The organism is Burkholderia lata (genome assembly GCF_902499335.1).
GTDB lineage: Bacteria > Pseudomonadota > Gammaproteobacteria > Burkholderiales > Burkholderiaceae > Burkholderia > Burkholderia lata_B.
The window spans coordinates 153,032-172,730 of record NZ_CABVQK010000006.1 but is presented as its reverse complement, the minus strand read 5'-3'; the positions used below and the strand labels follow the sequence as shown (position 1 = coordinate 172,730).

Here is a 19,699-nt window from a genome sequence, read left to right as displayed (position 1 = left end):
GTGATTGTGTTCACGCGGCCTGTGCGGCCGGCGTGCCGCGCATCGCCGCCAGCGCGTCGAGCCGCTCGCCGGCTTCCGCGACGATCCGCGCGATCAATGCGTCGCATGATTCGATCGCACCGATCATCGCGGCCGCCTGGCCGCTCGGCAGCACGCCTTCATCCGGGCGGCCTTCGACGATCGCGCGCTGGATCAGGAACGGCGCGTTCGCCGCCATCAGCGTCTGGCTCGCGGTGTAGTCGTGCGAGCGAAGCGCCTTGATCGCGAGGCCGAGCATGTCGCTGGTGCTCAGCCCGTTCTGGCGCCGCCACGCTTCGGCGGTCTTCAGCGCGAACCACGTGCGGCGCAGCGGGCCGAAGCGTTCGAGCTTCAGCAGATACGGGTTGTCGATCATTCGTTGCGGCAGCCCGTCGAGTGCGTCCGATACGCGGATCCGGGCCGGGTCGCCGACCGCGACGTAACGCTCGAGCGTCTCGCGCGGCACCGGCGATTCGGCGCTCATCAGGAAGCGCGTGCCCATCGCGATGCCGGCCGCACCATACGCCAGCGCGGCGGCCAGCCCGCGCCCGTCGAAGAAACCGCCGGCCGCGACCACCGGCACCCGCACCGCGTCGAGCACCTTCGGCAGCAGCAGCGTGGTCGGCACCGAGCCGGTGTGGCCGCCGCCTTCCGCGCCCTGCACCGTCACGATGTCCGCGCCGAGTTCGACCGCCTTGGCCGCATGCTTCGGCGCGCCGACGGTCGGCATGCAGACGATGCCGGCATCCTTGAAGCGGCGGATCGTCTTCGCATCGGGCCCGCGGCCATAGCTCACCGCGCGCAGCCTGTGCTTGATCGCCAGCTCGACGACCTGCTGCGCGTTCTTCTGGAACATGTGGAAGTTGATGCCGAACGGCTGGTCGGTCAGCGACTTCACTTTCAGGATCTCGGCCTCGACCTGCTCGGGTTCGAGTGTCGCGCCGGCCAGGAAGCCGAAGCCGCCGGCGTTGCTGGTGGCCGCGACGAGCCGCGCATCGGCCACCCAGCCCATCGCGGTCTGCACGATCGGGTAGCGACAGCCGAGCAGGTCGCACAAGGGCGTATGCAGCGTCGTGCTCATGCGGCGGCTCCGTTGACGGCGACCGGTGCCTGCGTCTGCGCGTCGCTACGGTCCGCGCCGTTCGGCTGGCGCTGCGAGCTGGCCATGCTGCGCGCGTCGTAGCCGCCGAGGCGGTCGCCGCTCACCAGCTCGTTGTGCGCATGCGCAAAGTGATGCCACGCGAATGCCGCATCCATCGCCGCGCGCTTGCCCTGCAGCTCCTCGACGTGATTCAGTGCCTGCTTCGTCAGCGTGAGCCCGAGGCGCGGCATCGTCGCGATCTTCGCGGCGATCGCGTAGGTCGCGTCGTGCAGCCGCTCGCGCGGCACCACGCGGTTGACCATCCCCATCTGGTACGCGCGCTCGGCCGGCATCCGCTCGCCGAGGAACAGGAACTCCTTCGCGATGCGGGGGTTCAGCTCGTACGCATGCGCGAAATACTCGACGCCCGGAATCCCCATCCGCACGACCGGATCGGCAAAGAACGCATCCTCCGACGCGACGATCAGATCGCACACCCACGCGAGCATCAGCCCGCCGGCGATGCACGCGCCCTGCACCATCGCGATCGTCGGCTTCGGCAGGTCACGCCAGCGCCGGCACATTCCGAGGTACACCTCCTGCTCGCGCGCATAGAGGAATTCGCCGCCTTCCTTGTCGACGTGGTCGTACCACAGCGATGCGCGGTCGAACGACTCGTGGATGTCGCGGCCCGGCGTGCCGATGTCGTGGCCCGCCGAGAAATGCTTGCCGGCGCCCGCGAGCACGATCGCCTTCACCGCGTCGTCGTGCGCCGCGCGCCGGAACGCCGCGTCGAGCGCATACGTCATCTTCGAGTTCTGCGCGTTGTGATACTCGGGGCGGTTCATCGTGATCGTCGCGATGCCGCCTTCGACCGCGTAGTCGACGACACCGTCGCCGAAGGTCACCTGGGTCGCTTCCATGTCTGACCTCATCCCCGGCGCGGCGCCGGATTGTTGCGCACGATCGTCGCGCGCAGGTTGTGCGGATCGAGCGCGCGCACGATGCGCAGGTCTTCCGCGTTCGGCGGGGCCGTCGTGCCGAGGTCGGGCGCAGCGATCAGCGGGAAGCCCGTTGCGTCCTGCACCTCGTCGAAGCTCACGCCCGGATGCAGCGAACGCACGCGGATCGCGTGGTCCGGGCCGCCAAAGTCCATCACGCACAGATCGGTGACGATGCTGCGCAGGTCGACGAAAGTCTTCATCCCGGGCAGCCGGCGCGCCGGGTTGTAGCCGACCGTGCACACCATGTCGACTTCGCGTTCGACGAACGTGCGCTTGCCGTGGCCGCTGACGAAGAACGAGTTCGCGTGGTTCGTCGTGTTGCCGGGGAAGCCGCGCGCGCCGAGCAGTTGGGTTTTCGGACGCGCATAGTCGTCGCCGAGCCACGAGATGTTGGCCTGGCCGAAACGGTCGATCTGTGTCGGCATCACGAGCGCATGACGGCGGCCGTGCCACAGGCAGTCGAACACGCGCTCGTAGGTCATCCAGCCGCTCGCCTTCACGCGATAGCCGTCGGGGCGCGGGCCGAGCGGCACCGGCTCCTCGACGAGATACGCTTCGCCGTCGGTCAGCATCAGCCCGTTGTTGTACGCGAGCCGCGCGAGGCCGGCCGCGAGCCGCGGGCCCGTGCCGATGCCGGTCGCCAGCACTTCGCCGTCGTCGCGCCAGAGTCGCGCGGACGCGACGATCATCAGTTCCGCGAGGGAATGGTCGAGAGATTCGCTCACAGGCGCTCCTTTACAGAATCGGCAACGGCAGCGTCGTCACGTGCGACAGCCCGCCGACGCCTTCGAGGTACTGGCGTTCGTCCTGGCCCACCACGTCGCGCAGGTACGCCGTCGTTTTCGCGTCGTCTTCCGCGCTGGCGCAGTACGCGCGCAGGTGCGGCAGGTCCCAGCCGTAGGCCGGCCCGCACGACGTCGGGTGCGCGCCGCCCGGCGCCTGCACGACGCCGGTGACGAGCGAGCGCTCGAACGGGTTGCGTTTGGCGGCGTCGAGGTCTTCGCTCGCGAGCGATGCGTCGACCGTTTCCGCCGACACGTAGCAACGCTGCGCGGCACGCGCCATCCACGCGTCGAAGAACGGATCGGGGCCGTCGATGCGCGTGTTGCCCATCCGGTCGGCCGCGTTCACGTGCAGCAGCGCGACGTCGAGTTCGATCGCGGGCATCGCGAGCAGCGTCTCGCCGTCGTCGTACGGCGATTGCACCGTGCGCAGTTGCGGCGCGTGATCGAGCAGCGCCGTGCCGAGCCCGGCGCGGGTCGGCAGGAACGGCAGGCGCGCGGCGGCCGCGCGCAGGCCGAGCTGCAACATCCCTTCGTCGAGTTCGAGCACGTCGACGCGGCCCTGCTCACGGGCCCGGCGGAAATGCGGTTCGAGCGGAATCACGTCGAGCGACACGAAGCCGAACACCACCTTGCGCACCTTTCCGGCCGCGCACAGCAGGCCGACATCGGCGCCGCCGTACGCGACGATCGTCAGGTCCTTCAGGGTCGAGCGCGCGATCTCGCGCACCAGCGCCATCGGCTTGCGCCGCGGCCCCCATCCGCCGATGCCGATCGTCATGCCGTCGGCGAGTTGCGCGACCACGTCGCGCGCGGACATCGTCTTGTCGAGAGGTTTCATCGTCATCGTGCTGGCTTACCGGTATCCGATGCTGAAATCGTGGCCCCACTGGCTCACCTTCGTGGCCTCGAACACCGCGTGCTTCGACCAGTCGACCGTGAGGCCGCCGAAGCCGTATTCGAGATCGAAGCCGCCGGGGGTCTTCATGTAGAAAGAGATCATCTGGTCGTTGCAGTGACGACCGAGCGTCGCGGACATCTTCACGTCGTGCGCAGCCACGCGGTCGAGCGCGCGGCCCACTTCGTCCATCGAGTCGACCTCGGCCATCACGTGCACGCAGCCCGACGGCACGGCCATCTCGAACAGCGCGAGGCTGTGATGGCGCGCGTTGCGGCAGTGCATGAAGTGGATGCGCTTCTCGGGTTCCGCCGGATCGGGCGTGAACTTCACGCGAAAGATGTCGGACAGCTCGAAGCCGAGCACGCCGCGCACGAATGCGTCGGTCGCGTCGAACTGCGGCGCGGGCAGCACCGCGTGGCCGAGGCCCATGTCGCCGGTGACGAAGTGCGAGACGCCCAGCGGCGACACGAAGCGGCGGAAGTCGCAGCGCGCGCCCCAGTACAGCTCGTGGCGGTTGCCGGACGGGTCGGTGCACCACGCCATCGCCTGCACGCGGCGCAGCGCGGCTTCGTCGCGGGTCGCGCGCACCGGCTCGACGCCCGCACGCTGCAGTGCCGCAAGCGCGGCGTCGAACGCCACGCCGTCGGGCAGTTCCCAGCCCGATGCGAAATAGCGGTCGGTCGAGCCGGGAACGATCACGTAGCGGAAATCGCGCTCGTCCATCTTCAGGTACAGCGCGCCGTCGGGCGCATCGAGCGCCTGCATGCCCAGCACGTCTTCCGCGTAGCGGCGCCACGCATCGACGCGCGTCGCCTCGACGACGACATAGCCAAGCGCACGGACATCGATCATGTCGGCCTCCTCCTGGTTCAGAATCCGTTGTTCGTGAAAGGATTCTGGCCGGTCGGGGGTGGCGTTACATCGTCTGTTGGGACGAGAGGCGGCGGGGAATTCGCGCGGCGTGGGCGCAGGCGGAAGCCCGGCGGAACGGGCTAGGCGTGCGGGAGGGGACAGGGAACAGGTGCGGGTTGCCGCAGCGCGGCAATCCGGGTCAGTCGAACGGGTTCAGCAGCCTGACGCCGGTGCGGGCGAAATCCGTGACATTGCGCGTCACCACGGTGAGATCGTTGATCAGCGCGGTGGCCGCGATCAGCTTGTCGAGTTCGTGCGTTGGATCGGGCACGCGCAAATGCCCCCACATCTGGCTGATCTCGATGTCGACCGGCAGGATGTTCGGCGCATAGCCGGACAGGATGGTCGCCATCCAGGCCTCGAGCGCCGACGCCTGCGGGAGATCGCCGCGATGACGGATCAGATCGACGCCACGGCGAAGTTCAGCAACCGTTACGACGGACAGGTAAAGCGGACTTGCGTCCGCCGCGGCCTGCCTGAAGAACGCCCGCACGCCACGGTTGGTTCGCTTGCCCTTCCTGATTTCGCTGATGACGTTCGTATCAATCAAATACACGCCTGGCCTCGCCGGAATCCTGAACACGTTGAAAATCCGCGTCGTCGCCAACATCGGGCATGCTCATCAGCACTTGCGCAAATGTCTTTCGCTTCGGCCGGCCAAGCGCATCGGCCAGAATGGCTCGATGTTCGGCCTCGGCACTCCTGCCATTTGCCGCAGCCTGCTCGCGCAGGCTCTGAACGATACTGTCATCCACGTTACGCACCAGTAGATTTGCCATGATTCCCTCCATCCAGGTTTGATATCAATGATAGCGACACGACTGCGAATTGCAATCATTGCTATCACCGACATTGACGGAAGGAGGACGGTGGTTGGCGTCGGCGACCGGCAACGGGCCGCATGAATCCTCCCGGCGCGCGCTGCTCGCCCGACACGTCGAACTGCTGTTTGAAAGGTATGCCGGATCGGAACGGCGGGAAAGACGGCCGATCGGCCATTTACCGCTGAAACGCCTGCGCGGGCGCGCGCCGATCGAAGCGTGGCGGCGGCATTCAGCGCCGCCGCACGCCGTACTCGCGACAGCCGTCAGCCGCCGCACCAGCCCCCGGTGCCCGCCCGTATCGGCGCTGCCGGCAATCCCCCGCCCGGCACGCGCAACGCCAGCTCAACCGCTCAGAACCGATACGAAATCCCGATCTGCAACACCGGGTACCACCGATAGCGCGACATCACCTGCCGCAGCGAATCCAGCCCGCTCGCGACAAGGATCTGGCTCTTCGCCGGCCCAACCGCGGCCGCCAGTTCCGGCGACAGCGTGTACGAACATTTCGGTATCCCGTACGCCACGCCGAGATCGGCGACGAATCCCAGCCCTTTCGACGCCGGCCGGTGCCCGTAGCCGATCCCGAAGTACGGCATCACGGTCGGATAGCGCGCTTCCGCCACCGCGTTCATCCCCGGCATCGCCGGATAACGCTTGCCGCCGAACACGTAAGTCCCATTGGTCGGCACCGATACGCCGCGAATTTCGTCGTCGTTGAAACGCAGGCCGAGCGTCGCCCGGAAGCCGCTGCCGCGCCACGGAAAGATGTCCGCGTACAGGCCGCCCTGGCGCAGCTTCAGGTCGTCCTGATAGCGATTGCCGGCCACCGTGAAGTCATGCGAAAGGTCGATCGCATTGAAGTCCGCATGCGCACCCAGCATCGAATTGAAGCTCACGGCCGCGCCGATGCCGACGCCCTGCGTGCCGCCCTGCAGGTAGATCTCCTGCGCGTGCGCACTCGCGGCGCACATCACCGCGACCGCTGCCCATTGGTTCACTCTCGTTTTCACGGGCGCCTCCCCCGACATGTGCCGGGCGCGCCTCGCCAACGCATGGGGCCTACGCCGCCCTGCGTGATGCGAACCCCGGCACGACACCTTGCAAGCACGCTTGCTGTTCGACGGATCGGGAACGCGTTGCCCCGTGCGCATGGCCGATACGACATGCGCGGCATGTACGCCGCTCCACGCAGCGCCCACGGCCCGATCCGATTCCCCGTTTTTTTCGATGTCGTTGCATGCCGCCGATGCGTTCATCGTTGTTGCGCGTTTCGTTTGCACCGGCGGCACCGCGTCCACCGCAAAGCGCGTGCCATGCGGCGCAAACCGAAGCGGGACAAGCGTCATCGCAAAACGCGGACGGTCACGCAGGCTTGTAATCGGAGGAAATGTTTCAGGAACGCATCGCTATTCGGCAGACGAAGCCGGAGCACGGGATCCGACGTGTCGCGCATCGATGCCGCAATGCGTGTTGAACTAGGCGGGACGGACTTCAGCGCATATGCGTCGTCGTTGCCGTCAACGGCGTGCGGCGCAATACGCCGACGAATACGTTGCAGGGATGTGACCTCGCGCCGGTCGAGCGCGAGGCCGATGTGCGATTGCGCGTGGCGATGCAGGGTGAATACCGATGCCGGCGGGTGTTTTTCATTTGAATGCCACCACGACGCTCTAACTTATTGGCTTTCTAGATCACCATCCGAACAGGGCAGCTTGGTACAATCCATCGACCAAGACCAAGCCGACTTATATATCAATCCGGCCACCGGAAAATTGCAGACGAGGCATTTCACCTCGAATATCCGCGCCAACCATCGGCAATTTATAGGACCAATCGATTAGCGGGGGAACTGTGAAACACATCGCAATTCTTTTGTTGGTTGCAGCCACTGTTGCTGGTTGCAATTCGAAACAATCCGACAGTAGCGCTCAGTCGTCAGCGACGAGTCCCAGCACGTCAAGCGACACTTCCACGCCACAGCAACCACCTCAAGTGGTGGCTCCAGCACCTCCGCCTCCCTCCCACAACTACGCAATGAGTCAAGATGGCACATATGGTTACGAGCCTGCGCTTAGTGAAGATGACGTGAGAGCAGGGAAAGCCACGAAGGCGCTTGTCATGATGCGCTACGTTGGCCTTAGGGATGGCAGCTATATTCTGCTTCTGGTCGATGAAGACAATCCGAATATTTCGAATCGCATTACTTGTTCCGCTCCGTGCAATTTCGCCAAATCGCAAACGATGGCCGGCGATTCGGTTCTAAAAACTGAAACCATACGGGTTGTACCTAATTCCCTGATCGGCGCGATGATCGAAGACGCGATGTCAGGGCAACTGACACCCTATGGTCAACACACGGCAACGTTGAACCAATCTCAACAGTCAGCTACTACGGCACTCTCGACACAATCGAATTTGCCTATTGCTCAGCCGGTGGCGAATCAATCCGCAAGCGACGCTGCGGCCTCCCCGCTGCAACAAACCAGCTTCGACTGTGCTAAGGCAAAGTCCATTCCGGAATTTCTGATCTGTCACGATTCCGATCTTGCGGCTTCAGATCGGGATCTTGCCGCGACATACCAACAAGCGAAAGATGCCGTCATCGACAAGACTGCCTTTGTTGAACGGACACGCAAACAATGGAATTTTCGCGAAAAGAATTGTCGCGACAAAGACTGTCTGACATCGTGGTATGCGTACCAGAAGCGTGTTCTGACGAAGATCGCCCAAACCGGCGATGTCAACGTTCAAGACAACTGACCCGACTCAAGCGACGCTAAAGCCTGCTCGTCCGAGCAGGCTTTTTTGCCCCCGCTACAACCCATACCCCCCCGACACATTCAACTGCTGCCCGGTAATGTAATTGGCCCGGTCCGACGCCAGAAACACCGCCGCCCGGCCGACATCGTGCTCCTTCCCCCAGCGCTTGAGCGCGAGCATCTTCTGCGTCTCGTCGATCCACACCTGGTCGAACTGCCCCTGTTCGAGCAGCACCGGAAACATCCCGGCCTCGATCACGCCGACCAGGATCGAATTCGCGCGAATGTCGTAACGCCCCTCCTCGCGTGCCAGCCCCTTGACCAGCGCCTCGTTCGCCGCCTTCGGCGCGACCGACAGCCCGTCGCGGTCGGGCCAGCGCAGGTGCCCGGCCGAGCCGAGCGTCACGAACGAGCCGCCGCCCGACGCGCGGAAGTGCGGCAGCGCGGCCTTCGCCGCCACGAAGAAGCCGATCGTCTCGACGTCGATCGCGCGGCGCCAGTCGTCGTGCGTCATGTCGCCGATATGGTGCTGGTTCACGAACGGCCCGGCTGCCCAGACGACCGTGTGCACGCGGCCATGCGCGCCGATCGCGGCCGCGAGTGCGGCGTCGACCTGGGCGGGATCGGTCACGTCCACGCAATGCGTGGTGGCCGCGACACCTTCACCGCGAATGTCACGCGCGACGCGCTCGGCCACGTCGGCCTTGCTGCGATAGCCCACCGCGACCGGCACGCCGGCGCGCGCGAACTCGAGCGCGACACCCTGCCCGATCCCGCCGCTGCCGCCGAACACCAGCACCGCGCCCTGCGGAAACCCGTTGTCGTTCATGCGTTCATCCCGTTCGTGTGTCGCGGCGGCGCTCAGGCCGCCGCCTCGGTTCCCGCCCGCAGGCGGTACTTCAGCACCTTGCCGGCGGCACTCGTCGGCAATTGCTCGACGAATGTGAAATGCCGCGGCACCTTGTAGTTCGCCATGTTGCGGCGGGCCCAGTCGTTCAGTTCGTCGGCATCGGCATGTGCGCCCGGCCGCAGCACGACATACGCGTGCCCGACTTCACCGAGCCGCGTATCGGGCACGCCGACCAGCGCAACCTGTGCGATCGCCGGATGCGCGGCAAGCAGTCGCTCGATCTCGGCCGGATAGCAATTGAAGCCGCCGACGATGAACATGTCCTTGATGCGGTCGGTGATCTTCAGGTTGCCGTTCGCATCGACGCAGCCGAGATCGCCCGTATGCAGCCAGCCATCGGCATCGACGGTTTCGCGCGTCGCATCCGGCTGGTTGAAGTAGCCGCGCATCACGTTGTAGCCGCGCACCCAGATCTCGCCGGTCTCGTCCGGCCCGAGCGGCTCACCGCCTTGGCCCGCGATGCGCAGTTCGACATCCGGCATCGGGCGCCCCGACGTATAGGCAACTGTTTCCGCATCGTCGCCCTGACGGCACAGCGTCGCGAAGCCGCACGACTCGGTCAGTCCGTAGCCGGTCAGCACCGTCTCGAAGCCGAGCTCCGCTCGCATCCGCTCGATCAGGCTCGGCGCGATCGCCGCCGCGCCCGTCACCGCGATCCGCAGCGACGACAGGTCGCGCGTCGCGCGATCGGGCGCGTCGAGCAGCGCGAAGTACAGCGTCGGCGGGCCGGGCAGCACCGAGACGCGGTCGTCGGCGACGCGTCGCAGCACGTCGGCCGGCTGGAACACAAGATGCGGCAGCACGGTCGCGCCGCTCGACAGCGCGGCGAGCCAGCCGGCCTTGTAGCCGAACGTGTGGAAGAACGGATTGACGATCAGGTAGCGGTCGTCGGCGCGCACGCCGGCGATCGCCGCCCACGCCTGCGCGGCGCGCAGGTTCTGGCCGTGCGCGGTCATCACGCCCTTCGGGCGGCCCGTCGTGCCGGACGTGAACATCAGGTCCATCACTGTGTCGGGCCTCACCTGTGCCTCGCGGTCGCGCACCGAGGCCAGCGGCACCTCGGCGCCGCGCGCGAGGAACGCGTTCCAGGTCTCGTCGCGCGCGCCGGGCGGCGGCTCGCCGTCGAACACGACGACCCGCTCGAGCGTCGCGGGCCGGTGCGGCGCGAGCATCGCCGGATAGGATTCGCCGAGGAAGGAGCCGCAGCAGAACAGCAGCCGTGCGCCGCCGTCGTGCAGGATGCCGCCCACCTCCATCCCCTTCATCCGCGTATTGACCGGCACGAGGATCGCGCCGACCGTGTGGATCGCCAGTGCCGCGACGATCCATTCCGGCAGGTTCGGCGCCCACACCGCGATGCGGTCGCCGGCCTCGATGCCGCTCGCGAGCAGCGCGCGGGCCGCGTCGAGGCGGGCCGCGTCGAGTTCCGCGTAGGTCAGCCGGCCATGCTCCGACTCGATCGCCGGATGCGCGCCGTGGCGCGCGGCTGCCCGCGCGATCAGCGCGGGCGTGGTCAGGATTTCGTTGTCCATCGTCATAGATCAGGGTGGCCGTGCGCGCCGCCGGCGCGCCGCGGCTCAGTCGGGAAACACCACGCGCAGCGCATCGCTCGCGGGTCGTGCGCAACAGGCGAGCGTCCAGCCGGCCGCGATCTCGTCGTCGTCGAGCACGTGGTTGCTGTCGAGCGCGACCTCGCCGCGCTCGATCCGGCACATGCACGCGCCGCATTGCCCCATCCGGCAGGAATTCGGCGCCGGCACGCCCGCGCGCAACATCGCGTCGAGCAGCGTTTCGCCAGGCGCGCTGTCGAAAGCGAACGCGTCGCCGTCGAGCACCGTCTCGATCGCCGCGCCGTCGCCGGACGCTGCGGCCGCCGCTGCGTTCGACGCCGCCGTATCAGCAGCCTGCACCGGCGCATCGGGCAACGACGCAAAGCGCTCGACGTGCACGCGCGCCCTCGGCAGCCCGAGGCCGAGCATCGCGGCCAGCGCGTTCTCCATGAACAGCGCGGGCCCGCAGATGAACGTCTCCTGCTGGCTGAACGGCCGAGCCAGTTCCTCGAGATGGCGCTGCTGCGGGATTCCCTGCACGCTGTCGAGCCAGTGGATCACACGCACGCGGCCCGGATGGCGCTGTGCGAGCTGCTGAAGCTCGGCGCGGAAAATCACCGAACGTTCATCGCGGTTCGCATAGATCAGCGTCAGCATCCCGCGCCCGTGCACGAGCGCCGATTTCAGGATCGACAGCACCGGCGTGATGCCGCTGCCGCCCGCGAACAGCAGCAGGTCGCCGTCGAGCGTGCGCGGCGTGAACACGCCGGCCGGCGGCAGCACATCGAGTGTGTCGCCCGCCTTCACGCGGTCGCACAGCCAGTTCGACGCGCGGCCGTCGCGCACGCGCTTGACGGTGATCTTCGGCGCGGCGTCGATGCCCGGCGCGCTCGACAGCGAATAGCAGCGCGCGACGGTCGCGTCCGCGCACGGCACGTTCAATGTCAGGAACTGACCGGGCCGGTACGCGAAGGCGTCACGCAACGCGGCCGGCACGTCGAACACGAACGAGCACGCGTCGTCGCTTTCGGCAATCACTTCGGCAACGGTCAGCCGATGGAAGCGCGAATCGCTCATGGCCGGCTCCTCACGTCACGCGGCCGCACGGGCCACCGGCGCGCCGGGCGTCGTGTAGGCACCGTCGAGATAGACGAGCGGATCGACGTCGCCGCTCATCAGCACCTCGCGGATGCGCCCGATGAACACCGTATGCGTGCCGTATTCGAAGCGGCCGTCCTGCTCGCACACGAGGCTCGCCTGTGCATCACGCAGATACGGCACGCCGTGCGGCGACGTATGCCAGTCGCCGGTCGTGAAGCGCGCCTCGCCCTTCAGGCGGCCGCTGCAGTCGATCGCGATGCCTTCGTGGGCCGCCGACAGCACGTTCACGCAGAACCCGGCGCCCGCGTCGAGCGGCGGATACAGCGATGCGGTGCGGTTGATGCAGATCAGCAGCGAAGGCGGATCGGTCGACAGCGAATCGACCGCCGTCGCGGACATCGAGTAGCGCCGGCCGTCGTGCGCGCTGCTGATGACCGTGACGGAGCGCGCGAGGCGGCGCATCGCGAGCAGCATGTCGGTGCGCAGCGGATGGGTGGTGAGATCGCTCATGATCGGACTCCGTCAAGTTCAGTCGTGGATGGCCGGGCGGGCTGCCCGCCGGCGTCGGCTGCGCGAGCAGCCAGGTGGTCGGCGGCGAGATACCCGAAGGTCATCGCCGGACCGAGCGTCGAGCCCGCGCCGGGGTAGCTCGCGCCCATCATCGAGGCGCTGGTGTTGCCGATCGCGTAGAGGCCGTCGATCGGCTCGCCGTCGGCGCGCAGTACGCGAGCGTGCACGTCGGTGACGAGCCCGCCCTTCGTACCGATGTCGCCCGCGTCGATCCGCACCGCGTAGAACGGCGCCTGGTCGACCGGCCCGAGGCACGGGTTCGGCTTGTTCTGCGGATCGCCGTAGTACGTGTCGAACAGGTTGTCACCCTTGCCGAACGCTTCGTCGATCCCGGTGACGGCGTAGCGCGCCATGTCGCGCAGCGTCGCGTGCAGGCCGGCCGCGTCGACGCCGATGCGCGTGGCGAGCGCGTCGATCGTGTCGGCTTTCACGATCACGTCGCGGAACGCGGCCGGAATCCGCGAATCGGGCATCATCGACGCCGGCATGATCGGCCCGCACGGATACTTGCGGCGAAACCGCGCGTCGAACACCATCCATGCCGGCACGCTCGCACCGGTGCGCGCATGGTCGCGATACATCGCCGGCACGAATTCCGAATACGGCGCGGCTTCGTTGACGAAGCGCTTGCCGAGGCTGTTCACGATCACGCAGCCCGGCAGGTTGCGTTCGACGAACAGCGCGCGCTGCTTCTCCTCGCCGGCGACACCGACCGTCGGCGCGCCCCACACATGCTCCATCAGCGCCAGCGCGCCGCCGAGCCGATGGCCTTCGGCGATCGCGTCGCCGGTATTGGCGGGCGGCGTCGCACTCCACTGCGCCTGTGTCGGCTGCGGCAGGTAGCGCTCGCGCATCGGCTGGTTGCGCTCGAAACCGCCCGCGCCGAGGATCACGCCGCGCCGCGCGGCGATCGTCACGGGTTGCCCGAAGCGCTGCGCGCGCACGCCGGTCACGCGGCCGTCCACGTCTAGCAGGTCGCGCATCGGCGTGTCGAGCCACACGGGCACGTTGCGGTCGAGCAGCGCGCGGCGCAACCCGCCGATCAGCGCGTTGCCGAGCGTCAGGCGCCGGTCGCGCCGCGTGCGGCGGCGCATCCCGATATCGAGCCAGTAGCGGCCGAACTGCGCGATCGCGAGCTTCATGAAGCCCGGCCCGCGCGCGAACAGCGTGTGCGCTTCCTTCGACGTCACGGCCACGCGCCCGCCGATCAGCGTACCGGGCGACGCCGGCCGCAGCCGGTCGAATTCGTCGCCGAGCAGCCCGCCGTCGAACGGCATCGGATCGAGCGCGCGGTAGCCCGGCATCGCGCCCGGCACCTTCTGGAAATAATCCGCGTACTTCGGCAGCGACTGGTAACGCACCGGCGTCTTCGATTCCAGGTAGCGCAGCATCTCCGGCGCGCGGTCGAGATACGTGTCGATCTTCTCGGGCGTCGATTCGCCGGCCACGCAGGCGTCGATGTAGCCGCGCGCGGCCTCGCGCGAATCGGTCGCGCCCAGCTCGGCGATATGGTGGTTGCACGGCACCCAGATGCCGCCGCCCGAGACGGCCGACGTGCCGCCGTACAGCGCCGTCTTCTCGATCACGACGACGGACAGGCCGCGGTCGGCCGCGCGGCACGCGGCGAGCAGCGCGCCCGCGCCCGAACCGACGACCACCACGTCGAACACGTATTGCTGTGCTTGCGGGTCGTTCATCGTGTCCCCGTCAGATGAAGAAGTCGGTGTTCTCGCGGCCGAGCATCACGGCGCCGAGGTTCTGGCCGAAACGGTCCACGTTGTTCGCGTAGTGCGCGCGGGCCGCATGCAGGTCGAGGAAGCGGCGCACCAGCGGATTGCGGTGATAGATGCCGTTGCCGCCCGCGTAGCGCAGCAGCGCGTTCGCGGCCTGTGCGCAGCGCTCGGCGACCTGCGCGGACTGGTAGCGGAAATGCACGCGGCGCTCGATCGACACGGCCGGGCCGCCGGTGACCGACGCCATCAGTTCCGCGAAATTGCGCTTGAGCAGCACCTTCATCTCGTCGATCGCGACGGCCGCGTTCGCGCACGCGTTCTGCGCACCCGGATCGTCGGTCGTCTTCGCACCGCTGTTGGCCGACACGCGCGTCGCCGCATAGCCGGTGAAATCGTCGAGTGCGCCCTGCAGCGCGCCGATGCACGACGTGCACACCGCGCGCACGAAGATCTGCGCGAACGGCAGCTTGAACAGCGGCGCATCGTTGACGGCGAGGCCGGGGCTCGTGCCCATCATCCCGTCGATCGCCTTGTGCGTGCGGTACGCGGGCACGAACACGTCGTCGACGACGATGTCGTGGCTGCCCGTCGCACGCAGGCCGAGCACGTCCCAGTCCTGCTGGATCCGGTAGTCGGATTTCGGCAGCAGGAACGTGCGGTATTCAGGCGGCTGGCCGGCTTCGGCCGGCGGCACGAGCGCGCCGAGGAACACCCATTCGCACAGTTCGCTGCCGCTCGAGAACTTCCAGTGGCCCGACAGGCGGAAGCCGCCGTCGACCGGCGTCACGCGGCCGACCGGCATGTAGGTCGACGCAATCAGCGTCGCCGGGTCGTTGCCCCACACGTCCTGCTGCGCGCGCTCGTCGAACAGCGCGAGCTGCCAGTTGTGCACGCCGACGACGCCGTACACCCACGCGGTCGACATGCAGCCGCGCGCGAGCGCCATCTGGATGTCGAAGAACGCCTGCGGATCGAGCTCGTAGCCGCCGTAGCGCTTCGGCTGCAGCACCTTGAAGAAGCCGGCTGCCTGCATGTCGGCGATCGTCTCGGCCGGGATGCGGCCCTGCGCTTCCGCCTGCGCGGCGCGGCCGGCCAGCGTCGGCGCCAGTGCCTCGGCCCGGGCGATCAGCGTGGCGGCCAGTGCGTTCGAATCGTTGTCGCGATGCACGGATGTCTCCTGTGAAGCGGGTGATGCGCCGCGGCGCGTGCCCCGCTCTCGTTCAAAGTTGTTCGGCGCGGCCTGGCCGCGGGCGATGCTCGCCACCACCGATGGTCGGCTTCGCACGACCGCGCCGCATCGTCCGACCGGACGGGACGACGGGCGCGGCCCGGTGCATCACGCGCAGGCGCGCTCCTTCTCCTTGTTGAAGAACGGGATCACGTGCTCGCCGATGTTGCGGATCGTCTCCATCTGCGCTTCATGCGGCACCGTGCCCATCTGGCACAGGAACAGCACTTCGTCGACACCGGCTTCCTGCAGGCGGCCGACATAGCCGATGCAGTCGTCCACCGTGCCGTACGCATGGTTCGGGTTCATCATCGCGAGCGCCGGGTCGGCGAAGTTCACGACGACTTCCTCCGACGCAAAGCGCGAGCGGATCACCATCTCGCCGGTATCGGCCTGCACGAGGTCGTCGCCCCACTTCGCCGGGTCCGGACGCTCGCCGCCCGTGTACCAGTACGCGAGCGATTCCATGAAGTAGCGCTGGCCGCGGATGCCGATCTTGCGGGCGGCCTGGCCGTCGGCCATCACGACCGTCGGGCACAGTGCCGCGAGGTGCTGGGTCGGGCGGAAGCCGACCTGGTCTTCCGGCTTGCGGTTCGCCCATGCTTCGCGGTACACGGCGTTCTTCTTCGCGACTTCGTCGGGGCCGCCGAAACCGAGCACCAGCGCGCCCATCCCGCGCTGGCCGGCGCGCAGCAGCGCGTCGGTGTTGGTGCACGCGAGGTACATCGGCGGGTGCGGATCCTGGAACGGCTTCGGATGGATCGGGCGCTTCGGAATCTTGATGTACTTGCCGTCGTGCTCGATCTCGTCCTGCACGAACATCTTCGGCACGAGGTACATCGATTCGTCGATCATCGGCTGCAGTTCGTTGAGGTCGTAGCCGAACGCGCCGGCTTCCTGCTGGCTGCCGCCCTTGCCGACGCCGAAGTGCACGCGGCCGCCGGACAGGATGTCGAGCAGCGCGACGCGCTCCGCGACCTTGATCGGATGGTTCATCGCCGGCGGCAGGCACACGACGCCGTGGCCGAGACCGATGCGCGTCGTGCGGCCGGCCAGGTACGCAAGGAAGGTTTCCGGCGCGCTCATGTGCGCATAGTTGGTCAGCGACGTGTGCTCCACGCACCAGATCGTGTCGAATCCGACCTGCTCGGCGAGCAGCGCCTGTTCGACCGTTTCCTTGAACACCCGGTGGTCGCCCTCGCGCGATGCGTCGGTGGTCTGGGCTTCGTAGATGAGGGAAAACTTCATTGCGTGCGTCTCCATGTATGTTGGACGAGTCGGGGTCGTGCAGCCCGCCCGCACGATACGGACGAAGCGCGACGGTCCACGAATGGAAGTGTCGGCGCGCCGGCTGGCGCGGGCATCATCTGTTCGGAGTAGCTACACGCCTGCGGGGACAGAGGGGTTTCACCGTCGTCCGATCGGACTGCGTAGGCGCGCGAACGGCGCGCTAGCATCGAACGGCGGCGCGTTGCACGCCGCCCACATCAAGACAAGGGAGATCCGGGATGAAGGTATCGATGCTGCTGTATCCGGTCGACGACATCGACACGGCGCTGCCGCTGTTCGTCGACGGGCTGGGCCTGAACGTGAAGTTCCGCGACGGCGACCGCTATTGCGCGCTCGACGGCGGACCGCTGACGATCGCGCTGGTCGCGGGCGACGAGCAGATCGTCGAGCGCGCGGCGCTCACGCTGCGCGTGGACGAGGACGACGACCTGTATGCGGCGATGGCGCGGGTCGTGAAGGCCGGCGCGTCGGTGCGCGTGCCCGTGCAGGCCGGGCCGCACGAATACCGCGCGGTGCTGGAGGACAAGAACGGCGCGCTGCTCGTGATTTCGCAGAAACGGGCCGCATGACCTCATACGGCACGGGCGCCGGATGCGGGTACCGCGCGCGTGGCGAGCCGGTTACGCGTCTGCGCCCGGCGTGCTCAGGTCGCTCGCTTCCAGCAATTCGAGCAGCGTGCGCGCCGGTGGGCTGAGCCGCTTCGCGGCCAGCGCGATGAATTCGATGTCGGGCAGCACGGGCAGCGCGTCGCCGTTGACCAGCGGCGCGAGCCCGCGGGTCGACAGATAGTGCGAGGTCGCGGTCAGGCCGAGCCCCGCGCGCGCGGCCGCGATGCAGCCCGGCTGGCTGCTGCTCGAACACACCACTTCCCAGCCGATCCCCTTCTCCGCGAGCGCGTTCAGGACGATCGCGCGCGTGACGCTCGGCTCGGCGACCAACACGAGCGGCAGCGGCCGCTCCGGATCGACCACGGTGCCGGGCCGCGCGACCCATTCGAGCCGCGTGCGCAAGAGCGGCGTGCCGCGCCGCTCGCCGAGCCGCCGCTTGCCGATCATCAGGTCGAGCGCCCCCGCGTCCAGCCCTTCGTAAAGCCGGCTCGTCATGCCGGTGGTGATCTCCAGTGCGACGTCCGGGTGCGCGGCGCGAAACCCGGCGAGCACGTCCGGCAACGCGACGAGCGCGAGGTCGTCCGGCGCGCCGAGCCGCACCAGCCCCTGCAGCCTCGGCTTACGGAACTGCGATTCCGCGCGGTTCAGCGCCTGCAGGATCACGTTCGCATGCACGAGCAGCGCCTCGCCGTCGGCCGTCATCGCGATCGAATGCGTGTCGCGCACGAACAGCCGCCGGCCGACGCTCTCTTCGAGACGGCGGATGTGTTCGCTGACGCTCGACTGGTTGAGCCCGAGCTGCCGGCCCGCTTCGGTGAAGCTGCGGCAGTTCGTGACGGTCGCGAACGTGTTGAGCCAGACGGGATTGAGCATCCCGCATTGTCATCGGCATTCCCGATGACAGTCAACGTCTTGAGGCGGCTTCCCGATGACCAAAGGAATCGGTACCATCGTGCGCTTGAGGACCGGCAGGCGCCGCGCGACCGCGCAACGGCGCCACCCGCGCCGGGCCTTCGCACCACCGATTTCGCCATGTCCCGGGAACCCACACACTCCGCGCTGCTCTGGATCGTCGCCGCTGCGTTCTTCATGCAGTCGCTCGACACGACGATCGTCAACACCGCCTTGCCTTCGATCGCGCAAAGCCTGCACGCGTCGCCGCTCGCGATGCAGCCGGTCGTGGTCGTCTATACGCTGACGATGGCGATGCTCACGCCGGCGTCCGGCTGGCTGGCCGACCGGTTCGGCACGCGCCGCGTGTTCTCGCTCGCGATTCTCGTGTTCGTGCTCGCATCGATCGGCTGCGCGGCGTCGCATACGCTCGGCCAGCTCGTCGCCGCGCGCGCGCTGCAGGGTATCGGCGGCTCGATGCTGCTGCCGATCGGGCGACTCGCCGTGCTGCGCCGCGTGCCGGGCGAACAGTACGTCGCGGCGATCGCGTTCGTGTCGATCGCCGGCCAGCTCGGCCCGATCGTCGGGCCGACGCTCGGCGGCTGGCTCACGCAGGCGATTTCGTGGCACTGGGTGTTCATCGTCAACGTGCCGGTCGGCGTGGTCGGGTTCGTCGCCGTGCAGCGCTACCTGCCGCACGACCAGGCGCAACAGCCGCCGCCGTTCGACTTCGTCGGCTGTGCGCTGCTGTCGGTCGCGATGATCGCGCTGTCGCTCGCGATCGACCCGCCGATGCCCGCGCATCGCGCCGCGTGGGCGGCCGGGCTCGCGGCGGTCGGGCTGGCGAGCGCGCTTGCGTACCTGCCGCATGCGCGGCGCCGCGCGCAGCCGCTGTTCCGGCTCGGGCTGTTCCGCGAGCCGAACTTCGGTTCGGGGCTGCTCGGTAACCTGCTGTGCCGGATCGGCACGAGCTCGGTGCCGTTCATGCTGCCGCTGCTGATGCAGGTGCAGCTCGGCTATACGCCGCTGCAATCGGGGCTGATGATGCTGCCGGCCGCGATCGCGGGTGTCATCGCGAAACGCTGGATCGCGCCGCTCGTGAAGCGTTTCGGTTACGCGGCGTTCCTGGTCGTGAATACGGGGATCGTCGGGTGCGCGATCGCGGGGTTCGCGCTGGTGTCGGCGCGGCCCGCGCCGCTACTGGAAGGCGCGCTGCTGATCGTGTTCGGCGCGGCGAACTCGATGCAGTTTGCGGCAATGAACGGCGTGACGTTGAAGGGGCTGTCGCATGCCGACGCCGGCAGCGGCAACAGCCTGTTCACGATGATGCAGATGCTGGCGATGGGGCTCGGCGTGTCGATCGGCGGCGGCCTCGTCAACCTGTTTGCCGCCTATTGGGGCTCGATGGCGCACGGGTTCATGCTGTCGTTCACGTGCATGGGCGTGGTGACGCTGCTGTCGTCCGTCGTGTTCCGGCGGATCGATACGGCCGCGCCGCCGGCCAGTGCGGCAGCGCGCCCGTCCGCGTGAGCGCGGC

General features: G+C 67.8%; 19 protein-coding genes. 3 read left to right on the top strand and 16 right to left on the bottom strand.

Annotated elements, in window-relative coordinates; translation table 11 throughout:
• Positions 1-10: 10 nt before the first annotated feature.
• The 8 genes from BCO18175_RS16440 to BCO18175_RS16405 form a co-directional block, all read right to left on the bottom strand.
• Positions 11-1,099, bottom strand: a complete 1,089-nt coding sequence (locus tag BCO18175_RS16440) for an NAD(P)H-dependent flavin oxidoreductase (protein ID WP_174982481.1) — start codon at positions 1,097-1,099, stop codon at positions 11-13.
• Complete coding sequence (locus BCO18175_RS16435) at positions 1,096-2,022, bottom strand: enoyl-CoA hydratase (RefSeq protein WP_174982479.1); 927 nt, start codon at positions 2,020-2,022, stop codon at positions 1,096-1,098. Before BCO18175_RS16435 ends, BCO18175_RS16440 begins: the two co-directional genes overlap by 4 nt.
• 8 nt (positions 2,023-2,030) lie before the next feature.
• Complete coding sequence (locus tag BCO18175_RS16430) at positions 2,031-2,828, bottom strand: CoA-transferase subunit beta (protein ID WP_174915497.1); 798 nt, start codon at positions 2,826-2,828, stop codon at positions 2,031-2,033.
• Positions 2,829-2,838: 10 nt separating this feature from the next.
• Positions 2,839-3,732, bottom strand: coding sequence for a CoA transferase subunit A (locus BCO18175_RS16425; RefSeq protein WP_174982477.1), 894 nt, complete (start codon positions 3,730-3,732; stop codon positions 2,839-2,841).
• A gap of 9 nt (positions 3,733-3,741) precedes the next feature.
• A complete protein-coding gene (locus BCO18175_RS16420) occupies positions 3,742-4,638 on the bottom strand; it encodes a VOC family protein (protein ID WP_174982475.1) in 897 nt (298 codons plus the stop codon).
• A gap of 199 nt (positions 4,639-4,837) precedes the next feature.
• Complete coding sequence (locus tag BCO18175_RS16415) at positions 4,838-5,308, bottom strand: type II toxin-antitoxin system VapC family toxin (protein ID WP_174982473.1); 471 nt, start codon at positions 5,306-5,308, stop codon at positions 4,838-4,840.
• A complete protein-coding gene (locus BCO18175_RS16410) occupies positions 5,241-5,477 on the bottom strand; it encodes a FitA-like ribbon-helix-helix domain-containing protein (protein ID WP_039351245.1) in 237 nt (78 codons plus the stop codon). Before BCO18175_RS16410 ends, BCO18175_RS16415 begins: the two co-directional genes overlap by 68 nt.
• Before the next feature lie 395 nt (positions 5,478-5,872).
• Entirely contained in the window at positions 5,873-6,550 is a 678-nt protein-coding gene (locus tag BCO18175_RS16405; RefSeq protein WP_174915493.1) for a hypothetical protein, read from the bottom strand.
• Between the two features lie 1,006 nt (positions 6,551-7,556).
• Between BCO18175_RS16405 and BCO18175_RS16400 the strand changes: the two genes are divergently transcribed.
• A complete protein-coding gene (locus tag BCO18175_RS16400; RefSeq protein ID WP_174982472.1) occupies positions 7,557-8,282 on the top strand; it encodes a lysozyme inhibitor LprI family protein in 726 nt (241 codons plus the stop codon).
• 54 nt (positions 8,283-8,336) lie between these two features.
• Here the strand turns inward: BCO18175_RS16400 and BCO18175_RS16395 are convergent, their stop codons facing one another.
• From BCO18175_RS16395 to BCO18175_RS16365, 7 genes are all read right to left on the bottom strand, one after another.
• Positions 8,337-9,110 carry an SDR family NAD(P)-dependent oxidoreductase gene (locus BCO18175_RS16395; RefSeq protein ID WP_174982470.1) on the bottom strand — a complete coding sequence of 258 codons (774 nt, stop codon included), beginning with the start codon at positions 9,108-9,110 and terminating at the stop codon, positions 8,337-8,339.
• Positions 9,111-9,142: 32 nt separating this feature from the next.
• Complete coding sequence (locus tag BCO18175_RS16390) at positions 9,143-10,729, bottom strand: FadD3 family acyl-CoA ligase (RefSeq protein ID WP_302480656.1); 1,587 nt, start codon at positions 10,727-10,729, stop codon at positions 9,143-9,145.
• A gap of 39 nt (positions 10,730-10,768) precedes the next feature.
• Positions 10,769-11,818 carry a ferredoxin--NADP reductase gene (locus tag BCO18175_RS16385; RefSeq protein ID WP_174982466.1) on the bottom strand — a complete coding sequence of 350 codons (1,050 nt, stop codon included), beginning with the start codon at positions 11,816-11,818 and terminating at the stop codon, positions 10,769-10,771.
• 15 nt (positions 11,819-11,833) lie between these two features.
• Entirely contained in the window at positions 11,834-12,352 is a 519-nt protein-coding gene (locus tag BCO18175_RS16380; protein WP_085037932.1) for a flavin reductase family protein, read from the bottom strand.
• Positions 12,349-14,109, bottom strand: a complete 1,761-nt coding sequence (locus tag BCO18175_RS16375) for an FAD-dependent oxidoreductase (RefSeq protein WP_174982464.1) — start codon at positions 14,107-14,109, stop codon at positions 12,349-12,351. The genes BCO18175_RS16380 and BCO18175_RS16375 overlap by 4 nt, the downstream gene beginning before the upstream one ends.
• A 10-nt stretch (positions 14,110-14,119) precedes the next feature.
• Positions 14,120-15,313: an acyl-CoA dehydrogenase family protein gene (locus BCO18175_RS16370; RefSeq protein WP_166952133.1), complete on the bottom strand. Its 1,194-nt coding sequence runs from the start codon at positions 15,311-15,313 to the stop codon at positions 14,120-14,122.
• Between the two features lie 168 nt (positions 15,314-15,481).
• Positions 15,482-16,621, bottom strand: a complete 1,140-nt coding sequence (locus BCO18175_RS16365) for an LLM class flavin-dependent oxidoreductase (protein WP_011355016.1) — start codon at positions 16,619-16,621, stop codon at positions 15,482-15,484.
• 260 nt (positions 16,622-16,881) lie between these two features.
• On the opposite strand from BCO18175_RS16365, the gene BCO18175_RS16360 reads away from it, so the two are divergent.
• Positions 16,882-17,232: a VOC family protein gene (locus BCO18175_RS16360; protein ID WP_011355015.1), complete on the top strand. Its 351-nt coding sequence runs from the start codon at positions 16,882-16,884 to the stop codon at positions 17,230-17,232.
• A gap of 51 nt (positions 17,233-17,283) precedes the next feature.
• Here BCO18175_RS16360 and BCO18175_RS16355 read toward each other — a convergent pair whose 3' ends face one another.
• Positions 17,284-18,144, bottom strand: coding sequence for a LysR family transcriptional regulator (locus BCO18175_RS16355; protein WP_174915485.1), 861 nt, complete (start codon positions 18,142-18,144; stop codon positions 17,284-17,286).
• Positions 18,145-18,303: 159 nt separating this feature from the next.
• On the opposite strand from BCO18175_RS16355, the gene BCO18175_RS16350 reads away from it, so the two are divergent.
• Complete coding sequence (locus BCO18175_RS16350) at positions 18,304-19,692, top strand: DHA2 family efflux MFS transporter permease subunit (RefSeq protein WP_174982462.1); 1,389 nt, start codon at positions 18,304-18,306, stop codon at positions 19,690-19,692.
• Positions 19,693-19,699: the final 7 nt, after the last annotated feature.

Excerpts from the sequence above, each read along its gene's own strand:
- BCO18175_RS16355 (WP_174915485.1), bottom strand. The coding sequence starts at position 18,144 with ATGCTCAATCCCGTCTGGCTCAACACGTTCGCGACCGTCACGAACTGC.
- BCO18175_RS16365 (WP_011355016.1), bottom strand. The coding sequence starts at position 16,621 with ATGAAGTTTTCCCTCATCTACGAAGCCCAGACCACCGACGCATCGCGC.
- BCO18175_RS16410 (WP_039351245.1), bottom strand. The coding sequence starts at position 5,477 with ATGGCAAATCTACTGGTGCGTAACGTGGATGACAGTATCGTTCAGAGC.
- BCO18175_RS16395 (WP_174982470.1), bottom strand. The coding sequence starts at position 9,110 with ATGAACGACAACGGGTTTCCGCAGGGCGCGGTGCTGGTGTTCGGCGGC.
- BCO18175_RS16435 (WP_174982479.1), bottom strand. The coding sequence starts at position 2,022 with ATGGAAGCGACCCAGGTGACCTTCGGCGACGGTGTCGTCGACTACGCG.
- BCO18175_RS16420 (WP_174982475.1), bottom strand. The coding sequence starts at position 4,638 with ATGATCGATGTCCGTGCGCTTGGCTATGTCGTCGTCGAGGCGACGCGC.
- BCO18175_RS16360 (WP_011355015.1), top strand. The coding sequence starts at position 16,882 with ATGAAGGTATCGATGCTGCTGTATCCGGTCGACGACATCGACACGGCG.
- BCO18175_RS16385 (WP_174982466.1), bottom strand. The coding sequence starts at position 11,818 with ATGAGCGATTCGCGCTTCCATCGGCTGACCGTTGCCGAAGTGATTGCC.
- BCO18175_RS16375 (WP_174982464.1), bottom strand. The coding sequence starts at position 14,109 with ATGAACGACCCGCAAGCACAGCAATACGTGTTCGACGTGGTGGTCGTC.
- BCO18175_RS16350 (WP_174982462.1), top strand. The coding sequence starts at position 18,304 with ATGTCCCGGGAACCCACACACTCCGCGCTGCTCTGGATCGTCGCCGCT.
- BCO18175_RS16425 (WP_174982477.1), bottom strand. The coding sequence starts at position 3,732 with ATGACGATGAAACCTCTCGACAAGACGATGTCCGCGCGCGACGTGGTC.
- BCO18175_RS16400 (WP_174982472.1), top strand. The coding sequence starts at position 7,557 with ATGAGTCAAGATGGCACATATGGTTACGAGCCTGCGCTTAGTGAAGAT.
- BCO18175_RS16415 (WP_174982473.1), bottom strand. The coding sequence starts at position 5,308 with ATGTTGGCGACGACGCGGATTTTCAACGTGTTCAGGATTCCGGCGAGG.
- BCO18175_RS16440 (WP_174982481.1), bottom strand. The coding sequence starts at position 1,099 with ATGAGCACGACGCTGCATACGCCCTTGTGCGACCTGCTCGGCTGTCGC.
- BCO18175_RS16390 (WP_302480656.1), bottom strand. The coding sequence starts at position 10,729 with ATGACGATGGACAACGAAATCCTGACCACGCCCGCGCTGATCGCGCGG.
- BCO18175_RS16405 (WP_174915493.1), bottom strand. The coding sequence starts at position 6,550 with ATGTCGGGGGAGGCGCCCGTGAAAACGAGAGTGAACCAATGGGCAGCG.
- BCO18175_RS16380 (WP_085037932.1), bottom strand. The coding sequence starts at position 12,352 with ATGAGCGATCTCACCACCCATCCGCTGCGCACCGACATGCTGCTCGCG.